The sequence below is a fragment of the Streptomyces durocortorensis genome, from assembly GCF_031760065.1.
Lineage (GTDB): Bacteria > Actinomycetota > Actinomycetes > Streptomycetales > Streptomycetaceae > Streptomyces.
This window is the reverse complement of sequence record NZ_CP134500.1, coordinates 6,543,110-6,566,516: the sequence shown is the minus strand read 5'-3', so window position 1 is coordinate 6,566,516 and position 23,407 is coordinate 6,543,110. Positions and strand designations below refer to the sequence as shown.

Below are 23,407 nucleotides of genomic sequence, written 5' to 3'. Positions count from 1 at the left end.
TGATCCTCCGGCCACCCCTGGCCGGTGTGTCGATGTGCCCGGTTCAGTCCGGGGCAGCAGCCGAGTGCCCCCCGTTCACAGCGGCATCACCACCACGTCGCACTCGATGCGCTGGTGCAGCCGGGCGGAGGTCTGCCACGGGTGCTGGTCCCCCAGGACCCGCGTCAGCCCTTCCACCGCCTGGGCGTTGAGCCGGTCCGCCTCGGCCGAGCGGCCCAGCCCCCGCTGGTCCAGGGAGAGGTTGGCGACGCAGGCGAGGGTCATCGGATGGTCGGCGCCCGCCACCTCGGTGAGCAGCGGCAGCGTGGTGCTGTCGACCTCCAGGGCACCGGCGAAGTCCAGCCGGGCGTAGTGGTCGTTGGCCCGGCTCAGCGCCGCCGCCAGCGTGTAGGGGTGCCGCTCCCCCAGGTCGGCCCGCAGCCGTTCGCCCGCGACCGCGTCCAGTCGCTCGGCCTCCTCCACGTCCCCCACGGCCCGCAGGGTGGCCGCCACATTGACCATCGCGCACATCGTGTACGGGTGATGCTCGCCGAAGATGTCGCGGTAGCGGACGAGGATCTGCCGGCCGAGCCGCCGCGAGTCCTCCAGCCTGCCCGCCATCCTGCGGTCGACGACGGCCGCCATCGCGGCGCCCAGCGTCTCCGGGTACTCGGCGCCGTACCGGGTGGTGAACCGCTCCAGGACCTCCTCGACCAGCTCCGACGCGCCCTCCAGCAGGCCCGCGCGGCGGCGGCAGTTCGCGAGGTTCAGCGCGGCCCGGATCGTGGCGGCGTTGGTCGCGCCGAAGTGGGTCAGATAGGTCTGGTACGTCGACTCCTGAAGGGCCCTGGCCTCCAGGAAGTCGCCCGCCTCACGGATGTCGATGGCCAGGGCGTTCAGGGTGTTCAGCGTGAGGCCGCTGGTCGGCCCGTACAGCAACTGGCGCTGCCTGACGGTCTCTTCGTCGAGCTCCTTCGCCCGCCGGAAGTCACCGCTCACGCGCAGCGAGATGCCGTGGCTGTGCGCCGCGCTCAGCGTCGTCGGGTCCTCCATCCCGTAGAGGTCGCTCGCCCGTTCGAAGGCTTCGGCGTCGAGGTCGCGGGCGGCGTAGAAGTCGCCCCGGTAGCGCAGCGAACCGGCCATCTGGAGCATGGAGTCGATGAGTTCCTCGTCCGGGATCGGCGCGCCGCGCGAGATCTCCAGGGCCTGCTCGCTCAGCACCGCGGCCTCCGCGATCCGGCCGAGGTGCTGGAGGTAGAAGCCGAGCATCTTGGTGATCCGGATGACGTGCAGGTCCTCCTCGCCCGACTGGGCGCGCCAGGCTGCCCACGCCTTGCGGGTCAGGTCCGCTCCCGCCTCGTGGGCGCCCCAGTAGTAGAGGAAGGTGACCATGTCGAAGACCAGGTCGCGCACCCAGGCGTCGGAGCTGCTGACCGCCTCCGACGCGATCACGTGCGGCAGCAGACCGAGGTAGGCGGGCCACTGTTCGGGCGAGGCGGGGACCCCGGGCTTGGCGGTGGTGAGGAGCAGATGCGCGGCGTTGCGCATCCGCTCCCGCTCCTCGGGGTCGAGCCGGGCGACGATCACGTTCTGCATCAGCCGGTGCATCTGGAGCGTCCCGGCCTTGTGGTCGAGGCGGACCAGGGAGAGCTTGCTGAGATCGCGGGTGGCGCGGGCCAGCAGCAGCGGGTCGCGCAGCACGGGGTCCAGCTCCGGGGTGATCTGCACGTTGCGGCCGCCGCGCAGCATGTTCAGCGGGATCGGCTCCGGTGCCATGCAGGCGCAGATCTGGAGCAGTTGGCGGGCGGCCGGGTTCTCGACGGAGAGGCGCCCCAGGGAGATGTCCCAGACCGCGGCGACCGGCAGGGGGTAGTCGGGGGACGGGGTGAGTTCGAGGATCTCGGGGCGGCGCTCTTCGAGCAGTTGGAGATACTCGTCGACCGGCATGCCGGTGGCCGCGTGCCAGGCGCCCGCCTGCTCGACCGCCAGGGGCAGGTCGCCGAGGGCCTCGGCGAGCCGGTCGGCGTCGTGGGTGGTCAGCCCCCGGGCCCGCCGCTTGAGCAGGGCGATGCTCTCCTCCCGGTCGAAGACGTCGACGCTGAGGGGGGTGGCGACCCGCTCCCATTCACGGTTGCGGGAGGTGACGATGATCTTTCCGGGGCCGCCGTTCGGGAAGTACGAACGGACCGCCTCGATGTCCTCGGCGTTATCGAAGACCAGCAGCCAGTTGTCGAACGGCTTGCCGGTGCGCAGGGCCTCGCGGACGGCGGGGACGGCGGTGTTGGCCTGCGGCCCGACCTCCAGGCCGAGGCTCCTGGCCAGCTCCGCCAGAGCACCGAGGATCAGGCTCTCCTGCTCGGCGGGAATCCACCAGATGACGTTGTACTCGGCGCTGTGGCGGTAGACGTACTCCACCGCGATCTGCGACTTGCCCACGCCGCCGAGGCCGTGCAGAGCGTGCGGGAGGACCGCCGTCGTCTCGTCCTCGGTCAGCTGCCGCTCCACGGCGGCGAGCAGGGACTCGCGGCCGGTGAAGTTGGGGTTCTTGGGCGGAACGTTGCCCATGATCTTCGGCTGGCCCGAACGGACGAAGCGGAGTTCCGGCGCTTTGACTTCCATGTCCTCGTGAGCCCTCCGGGCGGTGTTGTCAGCTGGTGCCGAGGTGTCAGCTGCTGGGGGTGTCGTGGGCGACACGGATCCTCCTGGTGAAACGACGCTGTCCAGTGCCACCGTGGCGTACTTCCGGTCTACTTTCACCGCACTTGCGTCGATATCACCCGGGTGGGCAGCCGAGTCGTCCGGCGTTCGCACCAGACGGGCCGCCACCCGGGCCGCGCGCCCGGCGTAGGGACCCGCCAGCGCCCGCAGCACGGCCAGCTCGATCCTGAGCCAGGGCCGGGCGCCGGGTCCGGTGCCGGGCAGGGCGGCCCGTACCGGGTCGTGGAGCGCGGCCCGGAGCCGGGCGCCGTGTCCGCCGCCGGTACGCAGCTCCGCCAGCAGGCCCACCGTGCGGGCGAGTTGGGTGCGGGTGCTGGTGGCGAGCAGGGCCTCGCGTACGTCCCCGGCGAAGTCCGGGCCGCCCTCGCCGTGGGCGTTCCAGTCGATGAGCCCGCCCATCATGACCTCGGCCAGATGCTCGGGCCCGGCGTCCGGCAGGGCCCGGTCGCGCAGCTCCTCGATGACGGCGAAGTCCATCGGGACGACCGCCAGCAGGACGGCGAGCTGCCTGGCCAGCGGGCTGGAGAGCGAACGGAAGCGGCGTACGGCGGCGGCCGCCGCGCGGGGGCCGTCGAGCGCGGGGGTGCGCAGCCCGGGGGCGGAGGCCCCCTTGGCCATCGCCCCCGCCAGCACCACCGGCAGGGTGCGGCGCACTCCCCGCTCCCCGGTGACCAGGTCGGCCCAGGCGCGGAAGGACCCGGCGCGCACGCTGAGCACCGGTACGGGCACGGTGTCGTCAGCCGGTTCGGGCAACGGGCGGACCGGGTCGCGCAGGCCGCCCGGCGGACGGCAGTCGAAGCGCCTGTTCAGCGCGCCGAACCCGCCGGCGTCCAGCTGGGCCCGGAAGGGGAACAGCGAGGAGCGGTGGCGCAGGTAGGGCGGCAGCAGGTGGACGAGGGCGGTGGGCCCGCCGGCGGCGAGCCGGGCCAGCAACCGGTCCGCACCGCTGCCCGCCCAGCCGTGGGCGAGGCCGTCCGTGACGACGAGGAAGAGCCGTGAGCCCCGCCCGTCGAGCAGTTCGGCGGGGTCGCCGTCGCGGCCACCGGGCCAGCGCAGCGCGGGCTCCCCGTCGTCCGCGGGCAGGGTCACCCCGACGGTGCGCACATCGCGGAACGCCCCGCTGTGCGCCGCGTCGTCGGCGATGCCGCGGACCGTACCGGCCCAGGGCGGCATGGTGGGGGCCCGGTCGACGAGGAGCACGAGGTCGAACATCCGCTCCCGGTCGGGGAGGAAGTAGGGCACCCACAGCCCGTCGGCGAGCCCGTGCTCGGCCGTGCCCTCCTCGTCCAGCACGGACCGGGCCCGGGTGGGGACCCGGCGGCCGAGCCCGCGAAGGGACCGGGCCAGGCGCAGTGAGGTCGCCCGTACGGGGGCGGTGCCGGTGCCCGGCATCCGGTCGGGGCTGCCGTGGGCCCGCTCCCGGACGGACCGGATCTCGCGTTCGAACTCCGGGGGCCCGGGCACCCCGGAGACCCCGGGCACGGTGTCCGCGCCGGGGCCGTGCGGCCCGGAGGGCGGCAGGTCCGTGGGGAACGGTGCGTCGGGGTGGGGTACGTCGGAGGGCGGCCGGCCCGGTCCTGGGCTGCCGGTGCGGGCGGAGCCGATGCGGGCTGCCGCGAGCCAGGCCGCGTCGGCTAGGACCCTCCAGTCGGTCCCGCCGGGATCGTGCGGGCCGCCGCCCTCATGTCGGTCGCCTGGGTCGCGGTCGGGGGAGTCGGTCGGCACGGACGAGGTGTCCGGAGCGCGCTCCCGGGGCAAGCCGTCCATCAGCGGCCCTTCGAGAGGTCTCGGAGGAGCATCTCGATGAGCTTACGCCCGGCGGCATCGGGTTGAAAACCGCCCGCGGTCGTCAGCTGAACGGCGTTCAGCAACTGGTCGATCGACTGGGTTCCGCCGCCGCGCAGCCGGTTCTCGAACTCGTCGACGAGCGCCTCGACGCCCTCCGGGCACTGCTGCAAGTGGCTGACGACGATACCGATCAGCTGCTCGCGGCTGGGCGGGCGCATCTCCAGCGGCAGGCAGCGGCGGCGGAACGCGGCGGGGAACTCACGCTCGCCGTTGCTCGTGATGACCACGACCGGGAACTGCGCGCACTCCACCCGGCCGCCCTCGACCAGGGCGCGGCCGTGCGGGTCGTCGGTGAACACGGTCGCCGACCCCACGTCGCTGCGCCCGAGTTCGGGGATGTCGTAGCTGCCGTTCTCCAGGACGTGGAGAAGGTCGTTCGGCAGGTCGATGTCGCTCTTGTCGAGTTCATCGACGAGCAGCACCCGGGGGCGCTCGAAGGCGAGCAGCGCCGTGCCCAGCGGCCCGAGCGTGACGAAATCCCCCAGCGCGGGAGGCCCTTCGGCGTCCGGGGTCGTCCCCGCACCCGGCCCGGCCCGGCCGTCCCCCGAGTCGGCCGCCCGCCAGGCCGCGATGGCCTGGGCGCGGCCGATCGCGTCGTACGCGTACAGGCCGCCCCTGAGGGTGCTGCGGCTGACGACGCTCCATTGCAGGACCCGGCCGAGTCCCAGCTCACGGGCGATCAGATAGGCCAGGGTGGACTTGCCGACGCCCGGCGGGCCGGTGATGAGGAGCGGGCGGCGCAGCAGCAGGGACGCGTTGACCGCGTCGATCTCCTCCTCGCGCAGCTGCGGCCCGTCCTGGACCAGGCCGAGGCGGCGCTCGGCGGCGCGGTCGTCCTCGGGGGGCGGCGGCTGGAGCGGTCCGCCGGGGAACGTGCGCCACGGCGGTGGCGGGGGCAGCACGGGCGGCTCGCCCTCCGGGGCCCTGCCGGTCGCGTGGAAGACCCACCACGGGGGCGGCGACGGCGGTGATGCGGCGGCCTGTCCGGTCATGCCGGTAACAACTCCTCACGGTCGACCAGTCGGTACGGGTCGTCCCACAGGAACGCGACGTGTCGCCCGACCCACAGCGGGCCGTCCTCCTCGACTTCCGCCCCGGTCCTCAACCTGCCGACTTTTTCCGGTAGTTGTGTGTAAGGGTGCCCCAGGAGCAGGGTCAGCAGCTCGCTGGACTGGGAGGTGCTGCCGGGTCTGCGGTCCCAGGCGGCGAGGCCGACGCCTTCGAGGACGGCGGCCTGGAGGGCCTCCAGGCCCTGCCCCGGGAGCGCGGGTGCGTCGAGGATGACCGCGGTCAGCCGTTCGTCGCCCGCGAGGTGCGCCCGCCATCGTTCGAACCCGTCCCGGTCCGTGGAACGCCAGCGGTGGGTCGCCGGGGCGGGCGCCTTGCGCAGCCGCTCCCAGCGGGTCTGCCAGCGGCGCAGTTGCCCGGCGTCGCCGCGCATCCGGTCCAGGCTGCGGAGGTGGACGTGATAGCGCATCCCGAGCGGCCAGGGCCTCGGGGCTCTGCTGCCCAGTTCGAGGCGGGCCATGTCGTGGTTCAGCAGCTCGAAAGGCAGCAGGAACTCGACGTGGACCGGCCCCTCGTCGGTCCCCCCGGGGGTGCGGGCCCACAGTCGCTCGCCCTTCTCGACGGCGCGTTCGACGGCACCGGCGAGGGTGGCCAGGGTGACGGTCTCGACCGGGCCGGGCTCCGGCCGCCAGTAGCCGGGGGCCTTGTTGATCCAGTGCCTTACGAAGACGTCCGGGGAACCGTCGTGGGCGGGGTCGACCATCACGACCAGGCACCGGGGCACGGTCGGGTCGGGGGCCGCGGGCCGGTCGAGGCGCCGACGGCACGCGGCGACCGCTTCCGCGGCCCCGGGAACCGCCACCCGGGCGGCGGCGGCCGGGGCGGTGGGGTCCCCCGCCGCCCACCGGTCCGTCCATCGGCGCAGCGGTGCGCGCCGCTCCGCCGACAGGGCCGCGGCCGCCTCGATCAGCACGACGGCGGCCGGGAGACCGTCGGCCCGGGCGGCCATGTCCAGTGCGTGGTCGAAGAGTTCGACGGGCGATCCGCCGTCCGGCAGATCCCCGGGCAGCTCCTGGGCGATCAAGGCCCGCAGCCGGGTTCCGTCGAGGTCCGTCGCCTCGCCGAGCAGCCTGCGCGCCTCCCGGGCGACACCGTCGGCGAAGACCGGGGCGGGCCATGGCGGCTGCCGGTCGTCCTCGGTCCGGATGCCCGCCTCGGCGGCGATCCGCTCGGCGTCGTCCTTTCCGGAGACGGCTCGGACGCCGTAGATCAGCGCCTCGGGTCCGCCGGGCCGGTGGATGACCTTGCGCACGAGGTGCATCATGTCGATGCGGGGCGTGCTGTCGGGGTAGGTCAGTTCGACGCCGAGCTTGAAGGCGACGGCGTCCACGAACTCGACGCGCTGGCCTCGGTCCTTGACGCATTCGAGCAGGGTCAGCGCGTCGACCAGGGTCTGCACCAGGTCCGGTCCCCAACGCTCGTACGGGACAGCGTTCATCACCGACCATCCCCCGCCGAGTCGGTCCAACTCACATGGCTGACGGCGAAGTTACCACGATGAATCTTCGGCAACCAGGATCTCTCACCACCCCTGCGGCACCGTCCGCCCCACCGGGGCGGCCGCCTCGCACCCGGTTCGTGGACCCGTTGTCCCCGGTCCGCCGGAACGCCAGGTCGGCCGCACCGGCCAGGCCCGCGGGGCCCGCCGACCGGAGCACCACGTCCAGGGCGCGGTCCGGGTCGGCGGCGCACACGGTGCCGGACCAGGCCATGTCGGCCTCGATGACCGCCTCGGCGGGCGCCCGGCCGGGGCGCCGCATCCGGCCCACGTCCACGACGACGGCACTGGGCAGGGTGGCCCCGCACTCCTCGGTGAGCCGCCGGGCGAAGGCACGTACGGCGGGCTCAGCCCAGCAGCACGGGGAAGGCGGCCATGTCGTTCTGCGTCATCACGGGGAGTTTGGTGATCTCCTCGTCCGGTACGGCGAGCCGCAGCCGGGGGAAGCGGGCGAAGAGGGCGGGCAGGGCGACACCCGCCTCGACGCGTGACAGCGCGGCGCCGGGGCAGATGTGCGGGCCGTGCCCGAAGGTCATGTGGCGGTTGCGCGTGGGCCGGTTGATGTCGAAGGCGTCGGCGTCGGGGCCGTGCTGCCCGGTGTCGCGCCCGATGGCCCGGTAGGAGATGACGATCCCTTCCCCCTTGCGTATGACGTCGTCGCCCACCGGGATGTCCTCGGTGGCGAACCGCATCAGCAGGTGGGTGGTGGGGGTGTCCCAGCGCAGCGTCTCCTCGATCACCGCGTCCCAGCCGGACTCCCCGGCGAGGACCTGGCGCAGCTGGTCGGGGTGGGAGAGCAGGGCGCGTACGGCGTTGAGGATCAGCCCGATGGTGGTCTCGTGCCCGGCGGCCACCATGGCCTTGAGGTTGCCGACCACCTCTTCCTCGGTGAGCGGCTCGCCGCCCTCCTCGGCGAGGATCAGCGCGCTGGTGAGGTCGTCGGTCGGCCGGGCGGTCTTCTCCCGGACCAGTTCGGTGTAGAAGACGTCCAACTCGGCCAGGAGGGCGAGGCGTTCCTCCTGCGGGGTGAGCATCGAGAAGAACGCCTTGTACTTCCGGGTCAGCATGGCGTGCTGGGACTCGTCGACGCCCATGAGCATGCCGACCACCCGCATCGGCAGCGGCTGGGCGAACACGGTCTTGAGGTCGACGACCCCGTCCTCGCCTCGTGCGGCCTCCAGGTCGTCCAGCAGCTCTTCGGTGAACTTCTCGATGGCCGGGCGGATCGCTTCGAGCCGCCGCGGGGTGAGCGCCTGCGAGGTCTTGGTGCGCAGCCGCCGGTGCTCGGCCCCGTCCACGGTGAACATGGAGCGTCCGGCGTCGATCATGCCGATGAGCGGCCAGGCGTGGGTCACGGCACCGCTCTGCCAGAGGTCCCAGGCGTTGATGTCCTTCACCAGCCGGGGATCGACGAGCAGTTGGCGTGCCTCGGCGTGCCGGGTGACCGTCCGGGCCGGTACGCCGAGCAGGTCGATCCGGGCGAGCACCCCGGCGTCGCGCAGCCGTGCCGTCTCGCCGTCCAGGTCCTGGACCATGGGGTCGATGACGACGGGCCCGCCGCTCCGGTCGGCCTGCGCGGCGGCAGTGTGCGGGCAGTTCACAACGCGTCTCCTGTCGAGCGTACGGGCGTGAAGCGTACGGGCAGCGCGGTCGTGCCGCGCAGAAAGGCGGACGGCCGGCGCACGAGCTCCGTCACGGGGACGGACAGTTCGAGGTCGGGCAGCCGGTCGAGCAGCACCTCGATGCCGGTACGGGCGATGATCTCGGCGATCTCCTGGGCGGGGAAGGGGCAGCGGTACTCGCCGTGGCTGAACGCCATGTGCGCGCTGTTGCCGCCCTGCCCGGACCGGACCACCACGTCCGTGACCTGCTGGCGGATGTGCGGGTCGGCGTTGGCCGCGCCGAGGCCGAGGAGGAGCATGTCGCCGCGGGCGATCTCGCGCCCGCCGAGCCGGGCGTCGCGCGAGGCCCACCGCCCGGCCAGGATCTGGGTCGGGCCGTCCTCCCAGAGCACCTCGTTCATGGCCTCGGCGACGCTGTGCCGCCCACCGGACAGGGCATCGGCGAACTGGTCCTCGGTGAGCATCAGCCGGGTGGAGTTGCTGATCCAGTCGGCGGTGGTCAGATGGCCCGCGGCCGTGATGGCCATCAGGTCGAGCGCGTACTCCTCGTCGGTGAACGGCCCCGGGTGGGCGAGCATCCGGGAGGTCACGTCGTCGCCCGGCCGCGCCCGCTTCGCCGCGACGAGCCGCTGCATGTGCTCGCCGAAGCGCAGATGGGCCTTCTGGGCGTCGGGGCCGCCGTCGGCGAGGTCCTTGAGCACCCGCGCGATGTCGGCGCCCTCGTCGTCGGGGAACCCGACGAGCCGGGCGAGGACGAGGACGGGGAGCGGTTCGGCGAACTCGGCGACGAGGTCGGCGGTGCCGCGGCTGCACACGGCGTCGATGAGCCGGTCGGCCAACTGCTCGCAGTGCTGACGGATTTCGAAGGGGTCGGCGCCTTCGAGTGCCGGTACGACCATGTCGACGTGGCGGCGGTGCTCGGCCCCGGCGGTGAAGTAGATGGAGGGCATGGGCGTGCCGACCATGGGCAGCAGCGGCCAGTCGGCGGGGACGTTCTCCCACTGGTTCCACAGGGAGACGTCCCGGGGGAACAACTCCCCGTCGCTGGTGACCTGGTGGAGTTCCCGGTAGCCGATCACGAGCCAGGCGGGGAAGCCGCCGGGCAGCTCCACCGGGACGACGGGTCCGTGCTCGCGCCGCATGGACCGGTAGAGCTCCTGGGGTTCGACGTGGAAGCCGGGCCCGCCGATCGGGACGGCTCCCGTGCCGGAGCCCATGGGACAGCGACCGCCTCCACCGGCCGGGGGCTCGGGCGTGGCGGACGAGGGGTTCGTCATCGTACGGACTCCAGTGGCGACGGCTTCGCGCGTTGCGACCATACGATCAACGCGGGACCACTATAAGGAGCTTCTGTGAACCACCGGGGTCGATTGCACTCATTCCCGATCGATTCCTGATCGATTTCTGATCGGTTCCTGGTTGCCTTACCTCGGCGAGGTGAAGGCCACCCGGATCTCCCACTCCCCCGTGCGCAGGGTCAGCCCGTCCGTCAGGTCCTTCGTCCGCTCCCCGTCGGTGAGCCAGAGGTTGACGGCCGACCCCAGCAGGACCGGGTCGAGCGGGGGCCTGCGGGCGCCCCAGTCGCGTTCGGTACGGGCCTCCAACTGGCGCCCGCCGCGCAGCCGGACGAGGCAGCGGGTCTCGTCCAGCCGCGCTACCAGGACATTGAGGTTCTGGTGGCGCAGGGCCGCTTCGGCGATCCAGTCGAGCGCGGACACCTCTGCGTCGGCGACCGTCCGGGCCAGCACCTCCGCGGCCTGCGGCCAGTGGGGGTGGTTCTCCTCCGTGGTGACGGCGTAGAAGCCGAGTGCCTGCGTGTGGTGCCCCGCGACGAGGGGCCGCCGCTGCACGTCAACGATGCCCCACGCCGTGTGCGCCCCCGTCACGTCGTACGCCGTGGGCGCCGTACGGCTCACCGGTTCGGGAGCGGGTACGGGGACCGGCTGCGGGGCCTCCTGGGGCACCCGGACCCCGCGCCCCGCGAGAAAGCCGTACATCCGGGCCCGTGTCACCTCGCCGGAGGTGTCGATCGAAGCGAGCTGCCTGTCCACCACGGGCCGCAGCACCGCCGGGTCGTGGCGGCGGGCCGCCTCCAGCAGTTGCGCGTGGAGGTCCCCCTCGGGGTCCAGCCGCGGCGCGCCCCTCCCGAACGCGGCCGCGGGCGACAAGGGGTCGAGCTCGTCGAGGCCGGTGGCGGCGAGCAGCGTGACGCGGTCGGCCGCGGCCGAGTAGAACGACGTACTGCCGTGGTCGCCGACCACCCAGTCGCTGGCCACCACCGCGGCGCGCCAGCCCTCCTGCGGAGGAATGATCATGAGCCCCGCGTCCATCGCCGCCGCGAACCGCTCCAGCACGCCCGCCTGGGTATGCCGGGCCCACACATTGGGGTGGAAGACGGCCGCGACGGCGAACTCGTCGGCCGGAAGTGAGGTGACCAGACGCAGTGGCAGGTCCGGATGGCGGCCGAGCAGCGAGTGCTCGCTCCAGGTGGAGTGGACGACCACCAGCCGCCGCCCGTCGACCGCGCCGAGCCGTGAGCGATAGCGGTCCCGGTGCGTCATGCTCGCGGTGATGCGCTGGAAGCACCAGTCGCCGACGGCCAGGGCGTACGGCGCAGCCTCGGGGCAGGTCTCGGCGAGCCGGTCGATCTGCGCCTGATGGGAGACGCCGATCGCCTTCGGGACGACCTTCCCCCGCCACATCAGCTCCCGCCGCGACAGCCCGGCGGGGGCACGGGAGTCACCGGTCGACTCGGTGACGAGCCGGTTGTACCCGGCGCCGTGCGGCAGCACCATCAGCGGGGCGTCGAGCCTGCGCATCGTCGGGTGCACCGAACAGCTGACGGCCAGGTCGAAGGAGCGCCGGGTCGCCTCCTCCCAGCTCAGCACGTGGACACCGAGGCCGGACAGATAGGCGTCGAGGCCGTCGGCGAACGCCGATCCCGGATTGACCGTGTAGAACTTCTCGATGCCGTCCTCGGTGCGCAGCAGATGCATCACGTCCGCCACCCGGGTCGCGGAGGTGAGCGTCCGCGCCACCCCGAGCACCTCGGCCCGCGGCGGGTCCCAGGTGTTCCAGCGGGAGGGGGCCGGCCGGCTGGACCGGCGGAACCAGCTGGACGGGCGGCTCAGCAGTGACGGCACCGAGGACAACGCAGCTCCGAGGGGGCGGGAGGAAGGGGGTAGAAGGGGGCGGGCGGGTTCGCCGGTGCGGGGCCCGGCCCGGGGCGCACGGCGCGCCCCGGCCGCTGCCGGGCGTCAGCCCGTGCCGTCCGGTGGCTTCAGTCCCATCGTCCGGCGCAACGCCCGCAATCTCTCCTCGCACGCGGCCCGCAAGGGCTCGTCCTCGGCCTGTTCGGCCAGCGAAGCGAGCAGGGCGAGGGCCTGGTCGAGCTTGGCCAGCTGCCCCAGCGCCGCGGCCCCGTCGGCCGCCGCACCGGCCGCGGCCACCGCCCGGGCCATCTCCCCGAGTCCGGCGAGGGCACGGGCGCGTACCAGATCGATCCTCGGCAGCATGGGGTCGTCGCCGGTGGCCCGGGCGGTGTCGGCCGCCTCGTCCAGTACGCCGAGGGCGTCGGCCCACCTCGCACCGGCCACCAGCGCCTGCCCGACGTTGTAGCTCTGGACGACGACGCCGTGCGGGTCAGGCACCGCGCGGTTCGCCGCCAGCGCCCGGCCGAAGAGCTCCCGGGCCTCCCCGGGCAGGTCGCGGGCCAGGGCGATCAAGCCTCGGGTCTCCCACACGACACCGCTCAGGCGGGGGTCACCGACGAGGCCGAGCAGCTCCGTGGCGGCGGCCAGTTCGGCGTCCGCACCGTCCAGATCGCCCAGTTCGTACGCGGCGCGGGCCACCTGGTTGCGCATCCGGACCTCCGCGTCCGGGCGCGCCTCGTGCTGGGCCGCCTCGATGCCCTGACGGCCGGTCGCGATGCAGTCGGCGAGGTGCTTGCGGCTGTGGTAGAGCGCCCACAGCGACTCGCAGAGCCGCCACACCTGCCCGTGCCACCCCTCCTCGGCGGCGGCGCGGATGACGGCCTGGAGATTGACGCGTTCCGCGTCCAGCCACTCCAGTGCTTCCGCCCGGCCCGTGAACAGCGCCCCCTGCGCGGCGAGTTCGGACAGGGGCCGGACCGGCGGCGGCTGAATCCTGAACCGGTTGCCCAGCACCAGCGCGTCGGCGTGGGCGGCCGCGTCGGCGTAGAAGTCCAGGGCGAGCCGCAGGACGTCCCGCCGCCGCTCCTGCGGCAGGGCCCGCGCACGCAGCCGGGCGTGGGCCCGCACCACATCGTGCAGGCGGTAGCGCCCGGGCCGGTCGGACGACTCCACCAGGACCGCGAGCCGGGACGAGACCAGCTCGCCGAGCGCCTCGTCGACCCGGGCGGCGCCCACGGCCCGCAGCAGATGCGCCGTGACCGTCGTGCCGGGCAGCACCCCGAAGAGGTCGTAGACGTGCCGGGTGTGTCCGGACACCTCGGCGACCACGGAATCCAGCACTGTGTCGACCGCCTCGCCCACGCCGCCCTCCCCGGTTCCCTCGCTCACACGGTCTTCCCGAGACCCCTCGCCCACGCCCATGGCCGCCCCCGCTGCCCCACGTACCCCGTCTCCGCCGTCGCCCGTTCCGTACCGTCCGGCCGTCAGATCACGCACCACGTCGTCCAGCGTCAGATGGGGCCGCGCCGCCAGCCACTCCACCGCGGCCCGCAGCGCCAGGGGGTGCCCCGCGCACAGCCGTACGACGTGGGCGGCCGTCTCCTCGTCCGCACCGGCATGCCAGCGGCGTACCAGTTCCGTGCCCGCCGCCTCGTCGAGCGGGGCGACGTCGATCAGTACGGCCCCGTCCATCAGCAGCGACGGCAGGGCCCGGCGTCCGGTGACCACGAGCAGACCCTGCGGCGGTACGAGGGCGCGGGCCTCCGGCGCGTGCTGTACGTTGTCCACCACCACGAGCAGACGGCTACGGGCGGCAACACTGCGGAAGAGAGCGGTACGTTCGGCGAGTCCGCCGGGCACGTAGTCGTTGTTCACCCCGAGGGCGCGCAGGAACCCGCCGAGGACCGCGGCGAGATCGACCACCCCGTCCCGGCGCAGATCCTCCAGGTCGACATAGAGCTGCCCGCCCGGGAAGAGTTCCTTCAGTTCGCGTCCGACGCACTGGGCGACGAGCTGGGTCTTGCCGACCCCTCCGACGCCGATCACCAGCACCACACCCGGCTCCGGGTCGGCGGCCAGAGCCACCGCCGCGTCCAGCAGACCGGCGCGTTCCTTGATCCGGTTCACGAACACCCGGCTGGGCGGTGGGCCCTGACGCGGCGGGGCGTCGGGCGCCGCGGGCGGCAGCCGGATGCCCTCGATGCGCTGCGCCATCAGAAGGGGTCCGACGACGACGGCGTCTCCCGACACCGTGTTGTACGTCGATCCGCCGCCGTCCCCGCCGAGGCTGTTCAACCCGTCTCCTTCCGCCGGTGCACCCACCTCGCGGAGGTGAACGCGCCGGTTCCCTTCCCGGCTTCCGCGCTCCCGGAACCCGCCCCTGCCTCGCACTTTAGTCGCGCTCTACGATCGGAGGCGTGTGCGCAGACGTCATAGTTGCCGAGGACGACGAGAAGCAGGCCGAACTCGTACGCCGCTATCTGGAACGGGAAGGACACGCCGTACGGATCGTGGGCGACGGCCTCGCCGCGCTCGACGCCGTCCGGCAGCAGGAACCGGACCTGCTGGTTCTCGACGTGATGATGCCCCGGGCCGACGGCCTGGACGTGGTGCGGGTGCTGCGGGCGGAGGGCCGGGAGCTGCCCGTGCTGATGCTGACCGCCCGTTCGACCGAGGACGACCTGCTGCTCGGTCTGGATCTCGGCGCCGACGACTACATCACCAAGCCGTACAGCCCACGCGAACTGATGGCCCGGGTCCGCACGCTGTTGCGCCGGGCACGGCGGACAGCGCCCCCCGGGCCGGCCACCGAGGAGCCCGTCCTGCGGGTGGGTTCCCTGGTGGTCGACCCGGAGCGGCACGAAGTGTCGGTGGACGGGGACCCGGTGGAGTGCACCCGCGGCGAGTTCCGGATCCTCGCGGCGCTGGCGGCGGGCCCGGACCGGGTGTTCAGCCGTCAGCGGCTGCTGGAGGAACTGCACGGGTTCGACCGCTACATCAGCGACCGGACGGTCGATGTGCACGTCATGAACCTGCGGAAGAAGATCGAGCGGGCCCCGCGCCGGCCGGAACGGCTGCTCACCGTCTTCGGCGTCGGCTACAAACTGACCGACCCGGCGAGGGCCGCCCGGCGTGCGTAGGGCGCGGGCAGTTCGTCGGGCGCGGGACGGCCGCCGGGGCGGCACGGACGGCGGACCGAGCGGGGGCGGAGACCGGGTGCGGGAGGGCCGTGGCCGGGCCCGGCTGCCGTTGCGGCGGAGTCTGCTGGGGCGGCTGCTCGCGGTGTCCGTGCTGGTGGCGGTGTGTTCGGTGGCGGCGACCGCCTGGATCGCCGTGCAGACGACCTCGGGCGCGATCAAGCAGGAGCAGGGGCAGAACCTCACCGCCGACGCCCGGATCTACGACACCCTGCTCGGGTACGCGGCCCGCAATCCGACCTGGGACGGGGTGGAGGCGACGGTGCGGGAGCTGGCCCGGGAGTCGGGCCGCCGGGTCGCCCTGACCACCCGGTCCCGGCAGCCGCTCGCCGACTCCGCCGCCGACCCGGGCGCTCCGGCGCTGCCGCCGGAGGCCTCGGCCGTGGTCGACCCGTTGTCCGTGGACACCGTCCTGGCCGCCCGGAGCACCGACCGGCAGGGCGCGACCGCCGACCGGATCGACCCGCGGGCGGTCGGCCCGTTCCGGTTGTCGGGGGCCGAGCGCACGGCGTTGCGGCGGACCGCCGACGGGAAGGTGGAGTGCCTGAACCGGGCGGGGATCGCCTCGGACGTGGTCGTCGGCCCGAGCGGCCGCCCCCGGGTGCAGGTCGTGGGCAACGACCCCGAACGGGCCCTGGGCACCCGCTGCGACCTCGCGGCCCTGGAGGAGCCCACGCGTTCGGAACGCAAGGCGCTCGACGCCCTCACCGAGCTGGCCGACGCCTGTCTGGAGCGCCAGGGCCGCGGCGGTGTGCGGCTGAACAACGACCTGTCCTGGGGCGATCCGGCGGAGGAGGCGGGGCCGGTCGAGCCCCGGCCGGTGGCGTCCGAAGCACCTGGCCTGTCCGGCCCCGGCGACCCGGGCGACGCTCGCCCGAAGGAGGCCGTGCCGTCCGTCGTGCCGGACGGGCGCACCGGGGAGGACGACCGGGCCATCGCGTCCTGCGTGGGGACGGCCCGCAGCGAACAGCTCAGCTCGTACGTGGCCTCCCCCGCCCTGCTGTTCATCGGTGACGAGGGCGGCGCGACGCTGCCCGGCTTCGACCTCTCCCCCGCCAACACCGCCAGGATCGCGGGCGCCGCGGCGCTGGTGCTGGCCCTGACCGTGGGTGCGTCCGTGCTCGCGGGCGCCCGTCTGGTGCGCCCGCTGCACGCGCTGACCGGCGCCGCGCAGCGTATGCGCGACGGCGAACAGCCCGCTTCCGTACCGGTCTCGACGGACGACGAGGTCGGCCGGCTGGCCACGGCGTTCAACGACATGTCCGCGCACCGGGCGCGGCTGGAGGAGCAGCGCAAGGCCATGGTGAGCGATGTCGCCCATGAGCTGCGCACTCCGCTGAGCAACATCCGGGGCTGGCTGGAGGCGGCCCAGGACGGACTCGCCGATCCCGATCCGGCGTTCGTCGACTCGTTGCTGGAGGAGGCGGTGCAGCTCCAGCACATCATCGACGACCTCCAGGACCTGGCCGAGGCCGACGCCGGGGCCCTGCGCCTGCGCCGCGAACCGGTCAGGGCCGGGGAGTTGCTGAGTCAGGTCGCCGCCGCCCACCAGGCCCGGGCCGAGCACGCGAACGTCACGCTCGCGGTCACCACCGCCACCCCGGGGCCCGCCCTTCTCGCGGACCCGGTCAGGCTCCGGCAGGCGGTGGGCAACCTGGTCTCCAACGCCGTACGGCACACCGGGGAGGGCGGCCGGGTGACGCTGCGCGCGTACGCCCCGGAGCCCGCGGGGGGCGGCGGGGCGGCGGTGGTCGTCGAGGTGGCGGACACCGGTTCCGGGATTCCCGCCGAGGACCTGCCGCACGTCTTCGACCGCTTCTGGCGCGCCGAGAAGTCCCGTAACCGCCGTACGGGGGGCAGCGGCCTCGGCCTCGCGATCGTCCGGAAACTGGCCGAGGCCCACGGCGGTACGGCGGAGGCGACGAGCACCGAGGGCGGCGGGTCGACGTTCACCCTGCGGCTGCCCGTGTCGGCGCGGCCCGGGCAGGAGGAACCGGGCCCTGTCAGGTCGAGCAGCACCGATCCGGGCCCCTGATGGGATGACCACAGCGTTCTGACAGCTTCTTCATAACTCCGCGACAGCCTGGCGGCATGCCCCGTACCCGGTGCGAACCGGCACCGGGTACGTCATGGGCCCAGTCCGGAATGGAGCCATCCGTATGACCGCTTCGACCTCACGCTTCACCCTGCGTGCCGCCGTCCTCGCCGCCGCCGCGGCCGGTGCGGTGCTGATCCCGTCCACCGCCGCCTTCGCCGACGCCTCCCCGAAGCCGTCGGCACCCGCCGAGGCAGCTCCGGTGGCCGAAGCCCCCAAGGAGGCGCGGCCGTCGGACGCCCCGAAGGAGGCCCGCCCGTCGGTGGCCCCGCGCGGCGGTGTCGCGGCGGGCGACCGCCCGGCTCCGGCGCCGAAGGAGGAGGCCCCGGCCGTCACGCCGCGCGGCGGTGTCGCCGCTGGTGAACGTCCCGCCGCCGGGAGCGCCGCGGGCACCACGGCGCTGGCCGGTTCAGTGGCCGGAGCCGCGCTGCTGGCGGGCGCGGGCACGCTCGTGCTGCGCCGCCGCTCGGCGGACGGCCGCAACGGCTGACCGGCCCCTCACCCACCGCTCGACCGTGGCGCCGCCCCGCACCGGGGCGGCGCCACGCCCGCTCCTCCTCCCGTTTCAGGAGTCCCGTTGCCCCGCAGCACATCCCGTACGAACCGCACGTCCCGCCCGTCCTCCCGATCCCGCCCGTCCCTGACGCACCGCGTTTCCCGACGGATCGCAGCCCTTCTGACCGCCGTGGCTCTCGGTGCCGCCGGTACGGCTCTGACCGGCTGCTCGTCCGAGGCTCGCCCCACAGGTTCCGCACCGACCGGACATGTGCGGACGGCGGAGCCGAAGTCGGACCCGGAGCCGAAGGCGAAGGCGGTGCGACAAGCCCCCACCGAGCTCTCGATCCCCTCGATCGGTGTGCGGAGCTCCCTCATGGAGCTCGGGCTCAACGCGGACGGCACGGTCGAGGTCCCGCCTGCGGAGAAGGGCATGACGGCGGGCTGGTACACCGGCGGGTCGGCCCCCGGCGAACCGGGCCCGGCCGTACTGATCGGCCACAACGACACCCGCTTCGGCCGGGCCGTCTTCCACGACCTGAAGAACATCCGCAAGGGCGCCAAGGTTCTGGTGCGCGACGGAACGGGCAAGACCCTGCGCTTCAGGGTCACCGCGAAGGAGGCGGTCGCCAAGAAGGCGTTCCCCACCGAGAAGGTCTACGGCCCGACGAAGGGCAGCACGCTGCGGCTCATCACCTGCGACGGCGACTTCGACGCCGAGGGCCATCCCGTCGACAACCTCATTGTGTACGGCGTACTCGGCTGAAAATCGACGGCATATCGACGGAACCGGGGCGAGAACCGGATGGCAGCCGACCGGACAGACTGATGGCATCCGATGTCTACCCGTGGGTAACTGCCGCTGGTTTGATGGGTGGCACCCGCTACACCCCCCACTCGACGCAGGAGACTTCGTGCCGAACACCGCGTTCCGCCGACTGACCGGCGTGGCCGTTTCCGCCACGCTCGCCGCCGTCACCCTGGCCGTGAGCTCACCGCAGGCAACGGCCGCCGAGACGCCCTCGCTGCAGGTGCTCTCGTACAACGCGTTCCTCTTCAGCAAGACCCTGTACCCCAACTGGGGCCAGGACCACCGGGCGGCCGAGATCCCCAAGACCTCGTTCTTCCAGGGGAACGACGTCGTGGTGATACAGGAGGCGTTCGACAACGCGACCTCCGACGCCCTGCTGCGGAACTCCGCCGCGCAGTACCCCTACCAGACGCCGGTGGTCGGCCGGAGCAAGAGCGGCTGGGATGCGACGGGCGGCTCGTACTCGGCGACGACGCCGGAGGACGGCGGCGTGACGATCCTGAGCAAGTGGCCGATCGTGCGCCAGGAGCAGTACGTCTACAAGGACGCCTGCGGGGCCGACTGGTGGTCCAACAAGGGCTTCGCCTATGTGGTGCTGGACGTCGACGGCACCCGGGTCCACGTGGTCGGCACGCACGCCCAGTCGACCGACCCAGGCTGTTCGGCGGGCGAGGCGGCCCAGATGCGCAGCCGCCAGTTCAAGGCGCTGGACGGCTTCCTCGACGCCAAGAACATCCCCGCCTCCGAACAGGTCGTCGTGGCGGGCGACTTCAATGTCGACGGGCACTCCGCGGAGTTCCCCTCCTTCCTCTCCGACGCGGGTCTGACCGCAGCGGACACGAAGACGGGCCATCCGTACTCCTTCGACACCCGCGACAACTCGATCGCCGCCGACCGCTACCCGAACGACCCGCGCGAGGACCTCGACCACGTCCTGCACCGCGCGGGCCACGCCAAGCCGTCCGGCTGGAACAACGACGTGATCAAGGAGCAGACCGCCCCCTGGACGGTCTCCAGCTGGGGCAAGAGCTACACGTACAACAACCTCTCCGACCACTACCCGGTGATCGGCTCCGCCAACTGACGACACGGGCAACCGACTCCGCGGGTGGGACAATCGAGGGCATCCTCCCTGCCCCGCCCGTGAAGGACCCGCTCCGTGAACACTGCCCCCCAGCCGTCGTTCCACCTCCTCCCCGGAGACATCGACTCCCCGGTGCTGCTGCACGTACCGCACGGGTCCCGGGTGATTCCCGAGGAGGCTCGGGACGGAATACTGCTGGAGGACCATGCTCTGGAGCGGGAGCTCGACCACATCACCGACGCCCACACGGGCGAACTGGCGGCCCGGGCGGCGGCGGCATGCACCGCCGCCCGGCCCTGGCGCTTCGTCAACAACCTCTCGCGCCTGGTCGTCGACCCGGAACGCTTCCCCGACGACCGCGAGGAGATGCGCGCCGTCGGCATGGGCGCCGTCTACACGCACACGACGCACCGCGAACGCCTGCGCGGCCCGGACCTCGACCAACGCCCGCTGCTGGAGCGGTACTTCCACCCGTACGCGCAGGCGATGACGGCCGCCGTGGACGGCCGCATCGCCGCCACGGGCCGCGCGGTGGTCATCGACGTCCACTCGTACCCGACAGCGCCCCTCCCGTACGAACTCCACGGCACCGGCCCCCGCCCGCCGGTCTGCCTGGGCACCGACCCGTTCCACACCCCGCCGGAGCTGCGCTCCCTGGCCGAGGAGGCGTTCGCGGGCTTCGGCGGCACGGGAGTCGACAGCCCGTTCGCCGGTACGTACGTCCCGCTCAAGCACTACGGCACGGACCGCCGGGTCACCGCCCTGATGATCGAGATCCGCCGCGACACGTACATGGGCGAGCCGGGCGGACCCGCGGGTGAGGGACTCGACGCAGTCGCCGCAGCCGTGGCGGAGCTGGTGGGCCGCCTGTGACCGGCGGTTCCGCCGGAGCTGCCGACCCGTCGGCCATGGACGGCGCAGCCACTTCCCCCGCCCTGCCCTCACCGGCCCCGCCGGACGGCCCACGCTGTGGCCGGTTCGGCGCCCGCGCCTGCCGGGCACGGCGCCTTCGGCTCTGTCTTCGCAGGCTGCACCATGATCATTGCTTGCAAGGCGGAGAGCCGCCGTTGGCGTTCCCTGGCCCGGCGCCTGCCCGACATCCACTTCGCAGACGCCCGCCCGGGCGCGGGCCGGGGCGCTGCCGCCCGAAGGTGGCGCGCTATCCGATCTCCACCACTCGCGCCCAAGCCGGAGGCCCGTCCGGAACGTGGTCCGGCCCGTCCTCGTGGTAGGAACGGCTCCTCCGTCGGCGGGGGAACAGGCCGACGACCGTCCGGCACGCCGGTTGCGCGGCCGGCCAGGGTGTCTGACCATCCGTCAGGACGACGATGGCGTCGGGTCGGGGATGCGACCGCAGCGCCCTGGCGAAGCCCGTACGCAGATCCGTACCGCCTCCGCCCACCAGCGGGATGCCCTCCGCACTGCACAGCGGATGTACGACCCGGGTCGCCGCGTCGCACGCGAGGACGGTGACCAGGTCGCGGCGTCCGCCCACCGCACGGGAGATGGCGGCGACCTCCAGGAGCGCACTGCCCAGTTCGGCGTCACTGACCGAGCCGGAGGTGTCGATGACGACGGAGACCTGGGGCGGCCTTCGACGCAGGCTCGGCAGGACGACACCGGGAAGTCCGGCGGAGCGCCGCGCGGGGCGGCCGTAGCTGTAGTCCTCCCCCGCACCGTGGCCCGAGGTCGCCGAGCGGACCGCGGCCCCCAGCAACTCCCGCCACGGCTGCGGAGGATGGAACGCCTCCTCCGCCCACCGCTTCCATCCCTTCGAGGCTTTCCCAGGGCGGCCGTTGATGCCCTGCGCCACCCGGAAGCGGACCGCGTCCTGTTCCTGGTCGCTGAGCCCGTCGGCTCCCTCGGGCCCCAGCTCCCAGTCCCGCGCCAGTCCGTCGGCGCCGCTGCCGCAGTCCAGCCAGGCGAGGCTCTGGGTACTCGGGCCGAGGCCGAACTGCCGCAGGTAGTCCTCCATGAGCTCGCCGGTCGGCAGCCCCAGGGTCGACGGGTACACAGCGCCCTTCGGCCGCGCCAGGCCGTCGCCGTACACATCGTCGTTGATCTCGCAGTCGGCGGCGATGTTCATCCGCAGCCGGTCCCCGGGGCCGTTCAGACCGCGCTGCCGGGCGACCCGGTCGCTGCGTCCGTGGTGGTCACGCAGCAGGTGGGAGACCTCGTGGACCCAGACCCCGGCCAGCTGCTCCACCGGGGTCCGCGCCACGAACGCGGGCGAGACGTAGCACCGCCAGTACCGGTCGACGCCCATGGTCGGCACCCGCCACGACTCCACGGTGTGCAGGGCGAACAGCGCCGTCGCCAGGTAGGGGCGGGCCCGTGCGGCCTGCAACCGGGCGGCGAAGAGCTTGTCCAGGTCGAGCGCCCTCGGCGCGTGCGTCGCCGTTTCTCTTGCCGTCGTCGTCGCCGTTGCCTTTGCCTTTGCCTTCGCCGTCACCCTCATCGCCCCGCCTTCGCCGGGACCCGGCCCGCGACCCGGTCAGCCGCCCGATCGGCCCGTCGGGAAAGAGACACCACGCCGGCCAGGTCCTCGATGGCCTCCGGTACGTCCCAGTCCTCCTGGCGCAGCGCGGCGAGCGCGGTCGCGGGAACGACCACCAGATCCGGGGCCCCGGTCTTCAGGGCCCGGACGAGGAGCGTCCACGCGGCGTCCCAACGGGCCCGGTCCGGGCGGGTACGGACCGCCGCGACGACCCCGTCCAGCGCGGCCTGCCGGAGATCCCCGCGCTCGGGCAGGAGGGCCGCCGCCGGGTCGGCGAGCAGCGTCTCGGGGTCCGGGAGGTCCATCCGGTCCAGGCCCGCCAGCAGTTCCAGCCCCGGGCCGTCCCCCACCGTGCCCCTGACCAGCAGGGACAGCACCTCCCGGGACGATCCGGCGGCGGTCGCGAAGGCGATCAGGCTCAGGGTCATGTCCCAGCTGCGCGGCGACGGCCACGGACCGCCCCTGCGTGTCTCCGTACTGGGCAGCCGGTGGACGAGCGTGGGACGGGCGGAGAGGAGCCCGCACACCGCACGGCGGGCGATGTCCACGGCCCCGGGCAGCTTCCCGGGGTCGAGCTCCGGCAGCGTCGCGCGCGGCCAGGTCCCGCCGAGCCCCCGTACGACGACCTCGTGGTCGTGGGTCCACTGGAGGTGGACGAAGCGGTTGGCGAGCGGCGGACTCAGCTCCCAGCCGTCGGCCGCCGAGGAGCGCGGATTGGCGGCGGCCACGATCCGTACGCCGGGCGGGAGTTGGAGGGTGCCGATGCGACGCTCCAGGACGAGGCGGAGCAGCGCGGCCTGGACGGCGGGCGGCGCGGTGGACAGCTCGTCCAGGAACAAAAGCCCCCGCCCCGCGCGCACGAGGCGAACGGCCCAGTCCGGCGGGGCCATCGGGACGCCCTGCTCGGCGGGGTCGTCCCCGACGATGGGCAGCCCGGAGAAGTCGGACGGCTCGTGCACGCTGGCGATGACCGTGGTCAACGGCAGGTCGAGAGAGGCGGCGAGCTGCGTGAGGGCGGCGGTCTTGCCGATGCCCGGTTCGCCCCACAGGAGCACGGGCAGATCGGCGGCGACCGCGAGCGTCAGTGCTTCCAGCTGGGCGTCGGGGCGCGGCTCGGTGGTGGTGTCGCGGAGCAGAGTCATCAGCTGCTCGGCGACGGCGAGTTGGGAGACGGGCGTGGGAGTGGACATGGGGATGGGGGTGGAGTCCACGGGAGCGGCGGGCCGGGTGTTCGTCAGCATGGGTGATCACCTGAGATCGAGTGAGAGGACGAATGAGCTGGAATGTGTGCGGGCGTGGGTACGGGCGGGAGTACGAGCGCACATGCGGGCGAGGGTGCGGGG

Annotated in this window: 16 protein-coding genes; 6 read left to right on the top strand and 10 right to left on the bottom strand. The window is 73.3% G+C overall.

Annotated elements, in window-relative coordinates; translation table 11 throughout:
- Window positions 1-75 precede the first annotated feature (75 nt).
- The 8 genes from fxsT to RI138_RS28950 all read right to left on the bottom strand — a co-directional run bounded on the left by fxsT (window position 76) and on the right by RI138_RS28950 (window position 14,180).
- Window positions 76-4,464, bottom strand: coding sequence for an FxSxx-COOH system tetratricopeptide repeat protein (fxsT, locus tag RI138_RS28985; protein WP_311122254.1), 4,389 nt, complete (start codon window positions 4,462-4,464; stop codon window positions 76-78).
- Window positions 4,464-5,537, bottom strand: coding sequence for an AAA family ATPase (locus RI138_RS28980; protein WP_311122253.1), 1,074 nt, complete (start codon window positions 5,535-5,537; stop codon window positions 4,464-4,466). The genes fxsT and RI138_RS28980 overlap by 1 nt, the downstream gene beginning before the upstream one ends.
- The gene (locus RI138_RS28975; RefSeq protein ID WP_311122252.1) at window positions 5,534-7,051 is read right to left on the bottom strand and encodes a VMAP-C domain-containing protein; all 1,518 of its coding nucleotides are present in this window, start codon (window positions 7,049-7,051) and stop codon (window positions 5,534-5,536) included. The genes RI138_RS28980 and RI138_RS28975 overlap by 4 nt, the downstream gene beginning before the upstream one ends.
- Before the next feature lie 31 nt (window positions 7,052-7,082).
- On the bottom strand, window positions 7,083-7,373 hold the full coding sequence (locus RI138_RS32450) for a hypothetical protein (protein ID WP_398863953.1): 291 nt from the start codon (window positions 7,371-7,373) through the stop codon (window positions 7,083-7,085).
- A gap of 85 nt (window positions 7,374-7,458) precedes the next feature.
- Window positions 7,459-8,712 (bottom strand): cytochrome P450 family protein, encoded by a 1,254-nt coding sequence (locus RI138_RS28965; protein ID WP_311122251.1) that lies wholly within the window; start codon window positions 8,710-8,712, stop codon window positions 7,459-7,461.
- Window positions 8,709-10,010, bottom strand: a complete 1,302-nt coding sequence (locus tag RI138_RS28960) for a cytochrome P450 (RefSeq protein WP_311122250.1) — start codon at window positions 10,008-10,010, stop codon at window positions 8,709-8,711. Before RI138_RS28960 ends, RI138_RS28965 begins: the two co-directional genes overlap by 4 nt.
- Before the next feature lie 147 nt (window positions 10,011-10,157).
- Complete coding sequence (locus RI138_RS28955) at window positions 10,158-11,885, bottom strand: hypothetical protein (protein WP_311122249.1); 1,728 nt, start codon at window positions 11,883-11,885, stop codon at window positions 10,158-10,160.
- A 105-nt stretch (window positions 11,886-11,990) separates the two neighbouring features.
- Window positions 11,991-14,180: a regulator gene (locus RI138_RS28950; protein WP_311122248.1), complete on the bottom strand. Its 2,190-nt coding sequence runs from the start codon at window positions 14,178-14,180 to the stop codon at window positions 11,991-11,993.
- 122 nt (window positions 14,181-14,302) lie between these two features.
- Between RI138_RS28950 and RI138_RS28945 the strand changes: the two genes are divergently transcribed.
- From RI138_RS28945 to RI138_RS28920, 6 genes are all read left to right on the top strand, one after another.
- Complete coding sequence (locus tag RI138_RS28945; protein ID WP_311122247.1) at window positions 14,303-15,025, top strand: response regulator transcription factor; 723 nt, start codon at window positions 14,303-14,305, stop codon at window positions 15,023-15,025.
- 76 nt (window positions 15,026-15,101) lie between these two features.
- Entirely contained in the window at window positions 15,102-17,117 is a 2,016-nt protein-coding gene (locus RI138_RS28940; protein WP_311122246.1) for a sensor histidine kinase, read from the top strand.
- A gap of 124 nt (window positions 17,118-17,241) precedes the next feature.
- Window positions 17,242-17,667, top strand: a complete 426-nt coding sequence (locus RI138_RS28935; RefSeq protein WP_311122245.1) for a hypothetical protein — start codon at window positions 17,242-17,244, stop codon at window positions 17,665-17,667.
- Window positions 17,668-17,862: 195 nt separating this feature from the next.
- On the top strand, window positions 17,863-18,438 hold the full coding sequence (locus RI138_RS28930; protein WP_311122244.1) for a class F sortase: 576 nt from the start codon (window positions 17,863-17,865) through the stop codon (window positions 18,436-18,438).
- Window positions 18,439-18,586: 148 nt separating this feature from the next.
- Window positions 18,587-19,567, top strand: a complete 981-nt coding sequence (sph, locus tag RI138_RS28925; RefSeq protein ID WP_311122243.1) for a sphingomyelin phosphodiesterase — start codon at window positions 18,587-18,589, stop codon at window positions 19,565-19,567.
- Window positions 19,568-19,642: 75 nt separating this feature from the next.
- Window positions 19,643-20,440, top strand: coding sequence for an N-formylglutamate amidohydrolase (locus RI138_RS28920; protein ID WP_311122242.1), 798 nt, complete (start codon window positions 19,643-19,645; stop codon window positions 20,438-20,440).
- Between the two features lie 286 nt (window positions 20,441-20,726).
- Here RI138_RS28920 and RI138_RS28915 read toward each other — a convergent pair whose 3' ends face one another.
- A complete protein-coding gene (locus tag RI138_RS28915; protein WP_311123052.1) occupies window positions 20,727-21,938 on the bottom strand; it encodes a vWA domain-containing protein in 1,212 nt (403 codons plus the stop codon).
- 83 nt (window positions 21,939-22,021) lie between these two features.
- Window positions 22,022-23,305 carry an AAA family ATPase gene (locus RI138_RS28910; protein ID WP_311122241.1) on the bottom strand — a complete coding sequence of 428 codons (1,284 nt, stop codon included), beginning with the start codon at window positions 23,303-23,305 and terminating at the stop codon, window positions 22,022-22,024.
- Window positions 23,306-23,407: the final 102 nt, after the last annotated feature.

Bases quoted from the DNA above. Each gene is read 5' to 3' on its own strand.
- RI138_RS32450 (WP_398863953.1), bottom strand. From the start codon at position 7,373: ATGCGGCGCCCCGGCCGGGCGCCCGCCGAGGCGGTCATCGAGGCCGAC.
- RI138_RS28960 (WP_311122250.1), bottom strand. From the start codon at position 10,010: ATGACGAACCCCTCGTCCGCCACGCCCGAGCCCCCGGCCGGTGGAGGC.
- RI138_RS28975 (WP_311122252.1), bottom strand. From the start codon at position 7,051: ATGAACGCTGTCCCGTACGAGCGTTGGGGACCGGACCTGGTGCAGACC.
- RI138_RS28910 (WP_311122241.1), bottom strand. From the start codon at position 23,305: ATGCTGACGAACACCCGGCCCGCCGCTCCCGTGGACTCCACCCCCATC.
- fxsT (WP_311122254.1), bottom strand. From the start codon at position 4,464: ATGGACGGCTTGCCCCGGGAGCGCGCTCCGGACACCTCGTCCGTGCCG.
- RI138_RS28980 (WP_311122253.1), bottom strand. From the start codon at position 5,537: ATGACCGGACAGGCCGCCGCATCACCGCCGTCGCCGCCCCCGTGGTGG.
- RI138_RS28935 (WP_311122245.1), top strand. From the start codon at position 17,242: ATGACCGCTTCGACCTCACGCTTCACCCTGCGTGCCGCCGTCCTCGCC.